The organism is Janthinobacterium sp. BHSEK (assembly GCF_056174685.1).
In genome coordinates this window covers 1-4,979 of the sequence record NZ_JBWBYV010000168.1, presented here as the reverse complement: position 1 = coordinate 4,979, position 4,979 = coordinate 1, and the positions used below count along the sequence as shown (strand labels likewise).

Here is a 4,979-nt window from a genome sequence, read left to right as displayed (position 1 = left end):
CCGAAGCTCACTCTCAGCGATCTTCGGCCCGATATTTGGGCGCCCAGCCATGAGGTAGCGACGCGCCGCGCCACCGATCCGGTTTCAGCGCCAGGCCACGCCGGCCGCCAGCCGCCCACCACCAATGCCATCTTCGACACCGTGCCGCTGCGGGCCGCTGTCGGCATTGACGTGGGCGCGAAGCCATGATCCGCCTGATCCCAATTTCCCCGCCTCGTTCGGCAGACGACTTCGTGTGCATTCCGATTCTCGAGCCGCACCAGTTGCCTCGCGGCGCGCCGCTCGAGGAGTGCGCATCGCCAGCAAGCGAGCGCCCACCGTAAAACAGCACCAAGTACCACCCTGCATTTTCGCTGTACCCAAACCCTGTAACACCGACCACCAGGAGAAAACCATGAAACAGAAGCAAAAACGTACCGCGCTCGTCAAGGGCTACATAACTGATGACAACAAGGATGCCTTGCAAGCCGCATGCACGGCGATGCGCAAGACCGTCAGCGACGTGCTGAACGAATGCACGATCGTGATCATCCGCAATCACCTGGACGCCAGGCCGAAACGGAATGATACGCCGCCGTTTTCGAACGGGGCTAGACCCAAATCACGGGAAAAGCTGGGCCCACTCCAGGCGCAGCGCCCCAGCTTCGGTCTGGTCCCTCGCGTCGTGCGGATGCGGGTTTAACGGCATGGAGGCAGCTATTGAATAAACCAGCCGAGGTCACAGCCGAGGAAAAGGAGCTGGTCTTCCAGCGTTCGATGATTTACCGCCAGGCCGAGAAAGACCTGCAGGGCGCCAAGGACGGGGAGGGCGAGAGCGCGGCGAAGGCTGCGCACAAGGAAGCGCGCCAGAAATGGCGCGATGCCACCGACAGGGTGGCGAAGAAATACGAGGTGCCGCGGCGCGAGCCGCCATAACGAACCCGCACCCGACAGCTACAGCATTGCATGGCCGGAATCGGCAACTTTAATCACTATCAATTAGGAATATGACATGACGCAAACAACAGCCACATCGCCGTATCGCTCGCTGGACGACGCCCACGGCAACAACGAATTGCTCGACATGCTGCTGGCCAAAGGCCCGAAGAACGATGCAGCACTGGCCCGCGCGCTGGAAGTGGCGCCGCCAGTGATTTCCAAGATTCGTCACGGCCGCCTGCCAATCGGCGCCTCGCTGCTGATCCGCATGCACGAGGTGTTCGACGTGTCGATCCGCGAGCTCAAGCGCATTGCGCGCGCCGAGGTGACGGCTTGACCTGGGCGGCATTGCAACCGGTGCCTGGCGCCAGCGCGGCCTCGGGCGAGCAGGGCGGCCACGCCCACCAAGAGCCGCACGACGGCGCGTTGCCTGTCGATCCTGGCCATGTGCGGACGCGTCAGCACTACGAAGCAATGCTCGAAGAGCAGCGCGCCAGCCAATAAAAAAGCCCGCTTGCAGGCGGGCTTCCTTGAAACGCTATAAATCTTTGAGAGAATTTATGAGCCAAATTGTACAACAGAAAAGCATCAGCATTGCGAATACGGCCATTGCAACAGATCAGGCTGGCCGTTTCCGCTTGAACGACCTGCACCAAGCGGCCGGCGGCGAACGCCGTCACGAGCCATCCGCGTGGCTGATTAATCAGCAAACCAAGGAGCTTGTTGCAGAATTGGAAACTACGGGAATTCCTGTAGTTAAATCCGAGGGCCGGACGGGCGGCACATACGTTTGCAAGGAACTGGTCTACGCCTACGCCATGTGGATCAGCCCCAAGTTCCATCTGGAAGTCATCCGCACCTTTGACGCCGTGGCCACCGCTCAGGCGCCGGCCGCCGCGCCCGCGCGCAGCGCAGTCTCGCCCGCCAAAGAATTCCGCGCCATCTTTGGCATCGCGCGCCTGATCGGCCTCGACAAGAATGCCGCTGCCATCAGCGCGAACCAGGGCACGGCCGCGCTGACCGGCGTGAACATGCTGCAGCTGATGGAACGCACGCACCTGGCCACGCCCAGCCAGGAGATTTACTACACGCCGACGGAGCTGGGCAGCCGTTTCGTCAAGAGCGGCAAGGCGTTCAACCAGCTGCTGGTGCAGGCAGGCCTGCAAGAGAGTATTGCAGGCCATTGGGTACCGACGGAGAAGGGGCGCGCGCACGCATTCGTGGCGGACACCGGCAAGGCGCATTCCAGCGGCACGCCCATCCAGCAAGTGAAATGGCGCGACTCCGTCCTGGCGGAGGTGGCGTTGTGAATGGCCAAGCTGACAATCGCACGCGCCCGCCTGCTGGCGTAGCATCTATCCGCAATTCCGCCAACGCCGACCGCGCCGCCGATATCCTGGCCATGGTCAAGCGCTGTGGCGCCGCAACCATCGGCGATATCGCCCTGGACCTGACGCTTCACCGCGAGACCGTGCGCAAACGCCTGGCCAAGCTGGTCACGGCCGGCCAACTCGTGTTGATCGAGCCGGCAGCTGCGCACGTTCGCGCCCTGTACGGCATGCCCGATCTGGATGATCAGGCTGAATTCGACCTCTACCGTAATCGCAGCAGCAACTGGCCGCGCGGCGAGCACGGCCGTGACCCGTTGGTGGCAGCTATTTTCGGTGCGCCCGTGACAATGATCACATCCAGTCCGCCATGCGCTCATTTTGCACCTCAGTTTGCCGAGGCGCGCCCATGAAGCGCGACGCCTTCACCTTATCGCTCGACTTGGGCAACGAACTGATCATCGACAACTTCGCCGGCGGCGGCGGGACCAGTACCGGTCTGGAGCAGGCATTCGGCCGCCCGGTCGATATCGCCATCAACCACGATCCTGAGGCGCTGGCCATGCATGCGGCGAACCACCCGCACACCACGCACCTGTGCGAGAGCGTGTGGGACGTTGACCCGATCAAGGTCACGAACAATCGCCCGGTGGGCTTGGTCTGGCTGTCGCCGGACTGTAAACATTTTAGCAAGGCCAAGGGCGGCAAGCCCGTCGAAAAGCGCATCCGAGGCCTGGCCTGGGTGACGCTGCGCTGGGCGGCCAAGTGCAAGCCGCGCGTGATCATGCTGGAAAACGTCGAGGAATTTAAAACGTGGGGCCCGCTGCTGGTCGAGGCCGATGGCAGCGCCAAGCCGGACCCGGCCAAGAAGGGCAAGACCTTCGATTCGTTCATCCGCCAGCTGCGCGCGCATGGTTACACCGTCGACTACCGCGAAATGCGCGGCTGCGACCACAATACGCCCACTATCCGCAAGCGCTTCTTCCTGGTGGCGCGCCGCGACGGCATCGCCATCAAGTGGCCAGAACCGACCCATGGCGCCCCCGACAGCATCGGCGTGCGCGCGGGCAAGCTGCTGCCGTACCGCACGGCGGCCGAGTGCATCGACTTCAGCCTGCCATGCCCATCGATCTTCGAGCGCGAAAAGCCGCTGGCGCCGGCCACGCTGCGCCGCATCGCCAAGGGCATCATGCGCTATGTGGTCGACGCGGCCGATCCGTTCATCGTCGGCGCCGGGGGCCCAGCACGTGCTGGTGAGTCGCGCCCGGCTGCGCGCCCATTCGGCACGCTGCTGGCGCGCAACGACAGCTATTTCTGCGCGTCGACCATCGTCCCGGTCACGCACCAGGGCGGCGACCGCACCGAATCCATCGGCGAGCCGTTCCGCACCATCACCGGTGCGCACCGCGGCGAGAAGGCGCTGGGCGTGGCCACGCTGGTGCAGGTGGGCTACGGGGAGCGCGAGGGCCAGGCGCCGCGCGCGCTGGATATCGAAAAGCCGCTGGGCACGGTTGTGGGCGCGGCCGCGAAGCATGCGCTGGTCGAAGCCGAGCTTGCGCCATTCGTCATGACCAATACCACTGGCCACCCCGGCGCTGGCGCCGACATGCCTGTACCGACAATCACCGCTGCCGGCAACCAGGTACTGGTTTCCGCTGTGCTGGTCGATGCCGCCCACGGCGAAGTATCGCCAGGTGGTGTGAAGCGCTGGGGCACTGGTGCGCACGACGTCGAGGCGCCGCTCGGCACCGTTACGGCCAGCGGCAACAAGGCCGTGGCCACTGCATTCCTGGCCAAGCATTACACGGGCGTCGTGGGCTCTGACCTGGCCGACCCTATCGGCACGGTCACAGCATGCGACCACCACAGCCTGGTGACAGCGTTCTTGACGGAGCATGCCAACGCGAGCAATCAGCGCGTGATGCCGGCCGACGAGCCGCTGCGCACCATTTGCGCCCAGGTCAAGGGCGGCCATTTCAGCATGGTGTCGGCGCACATCACCAAATTCCGCACTGGCGCCACCGGCAGCGACATGAACACGCCCCTGCCGACAATCACGGCCGGGCCGAAGGAAAACCAGCTGGTGCGCCGCACGCGCTGGGCATCGTCACCAGCAACCAGGTCAAGCTGCGCGGCACCAGTACGGCGGCCGGTACCGACGAGCCACTTGGCACGGTCAGCGCCGGCGGACAGCACCACGCCGAGGTACGCTCGTTCCTGCTGGCCTATTACGGCACCGACCAGTCGCAAGGCCTGGCCGACCCGCTGGCCACCGTCACCAGCCGCGACAGGTTCGGCCTGGTGACGATCCACGGTCAGGACTATCAGATCGTGGATATCGGCCTGCGCATGTTGCAGCCGCGCGAGCTATTCCGGGCCCAGGGGTTCCCCGACGATTACATCATCGGCGACGATCCGGCTCAGGGCCTGAAGTTGACGAAGTCGGCCCAGGTGCGCATGTGCGGCAATTCAGTCTGCCCGCCCATGGCCAAGGCCTTGATCCTCGCCAACTTTGCGCATGAGCGCGAGATTGCGAGGGTGGCGTGATGATGCTACTCGGGCTGGTTAGGGAAATTCACGACCCGCATCGGCAAGGGAGTCTCGCCGCTCAGGAGTTTAACCAAACCTGTGCGGATCGCTTCTTGGTCCGTCTCAATCGTTCCATGGGCGATAGGGACATACGCACCCCGTCGCAGCTCGGTCGGATCAAATTCAAAATTCTGCGCGATGGCT

The 4,979-nt window shown here is 63.9% G+C and carries 9 protein-coding genes; 8 read left to right on the top strand and 1 reads right to left on the bottom strand.

What is annotated here, in order from left to right; genetic code table 11:
- The 8 genes from AC0V2Y_RS27995 to AC0V2Y_RS27960 all read left to right on the top strand — a co-directional run.
- Window positions 1-189, top strand: a 189-nt coding sequence (locus tag AC0V2Y_RS27995) for a hypothetical protein (protein ID WP_475418439.1), incomplete at its 5' end; no start/stop codon positions are given.
- Between the two features lie 205 nt (window positions 190-394).
- Window positions 395-682 (top strand): hypothetical protein, encoded by a 288-nt coding sequence (locus AC0V2Y_RS27990; protein WP_475417791.1) that lies wholly within the window; start codon window positions 395-397, stop codon window positions 680-682.
- A gap of 17 nt (window positions 683-699) precedes the next feature.
- Window positions 700-915: a hypothetical protein gene (locus AC0V2Y_RS27985; RefSeq protein ID WP_102293735.1), complete on the top strand. Its 216-nt coding sequence runs from the start codon at window positions 700-702 to the stop codon at window positions 913-915.
- A gap of 76 nt (window positions 916-991) precedes the next feature.
- The gene (locus AC0V2Y_RS27980; RefSeq protein ID WP_070313278.1) at window positions 992-1,255 is read left to right on the top strand and encodes a helix-turn-helix domain-containing protein; all 264 of its coding nucleotides are present in this window, start codon (window positions 992-994) and stop codon (window positions 1,253-1,255) included.
- Between the two features lie 223 nt (window positions 1,256-1,478).
- Window positions 1,479-2,228: a KilA-N domain-containing protein gene (locus AC0V2Y_RS27975; protein ID WP_475417790.1), complete on the top strand. Its 750-nt coding sequence runs from the start codon at window positions 1,479-1,481 to the stop codon at window positions 2,226-2,228.
- A complete protein-coding gene (locus AC0V2Y_RS27970) occupies window positions 2,225-2,659 on the top strand; it encodes a hypothetical protein (protein ID WP_475417789.1) in 435 nt (144 codons plus the stop codon). Before AC0V2Y_RS27975 ends, AC0V2Y_RS27970 begins: the two co-directional genes overlap by 4 nt.
- A complete protein-coding gene (locus AC0V2Y_RS27965) occupies window positions 2,656-4,551 on the top strand; it encodes a DNA cytosine methyltransferase (RefSeq protein WP_475417788.1) in 1,896 nt (631 codons plus the stop codon). The genes AC0V2Y_RS27970 and AC0V2Y_RS27965 overlap by 4 nt, the downstream gene beginning before the upstream one ends.
- The gene (locus tag AC0V2Y_RS27960; protein ID WP_475417787.1) at window positions 4,548-4,793 is read left to right on the top strand and encodes a DNA cytosine methyltransferase; all 246 of its coding nucleotides are present in this window, start codon (window positions 4,548-4,550) and stop codon (window positions 4,791-4,793) included. Before AC0V2Y_RS27965 ends, AC0V2Y_RS27960 begins: the two co-directional genes overlap by 4 nt.
- Window positions 4,794-4,798: 5 nt before the next feature.
- On the opposite strand, the gene AC0V2Y_RS27955 is transcribed toward AC0V2Y_RS27960, so the two are convergent.
- Window positions 4,799-4,979 (bottom strand): DUF6680 family protein (locus AC0V2Y_RS27955; protein WP_475418438.1); only part of this gene is annotated, 181 nt, incomplete at its 5' end.

What these genes read in the sequence shown, in the direction of transcription:
- AC0V2Y_RS27990 (WP_475417791.1), top strand. Translation starts at nt 395, where the DNA reads ATGAAACAGAAGCAAAAACGTACCGCGCTCGTCAAGGGCTACATAACT.
- AC0V2Y_RS27980 (WP_070313278.1), top strand. Translation starts at nt 992, where the DNA reads ATGACGCAAACAACAGCCACATCGCCGTATCGCTCGCTGGACGACGCC.
- AC0V2Y_RS27975 (WP_475417790.1), top strand. Translation starts at nt 1,479, where the DNA reads ATGAGCCAAATTGTACAACAGAAAAGCATCAGCATTGCGAATACGGCC.
- AC0V2Y_RS27965 (WP_475417788.1), top strand. Translation starts at nt 2,656, where the DNA reads ATGAAGCGCGACGCCTTCACCTTATCGCTCGACTTGGGCAACGAACTG.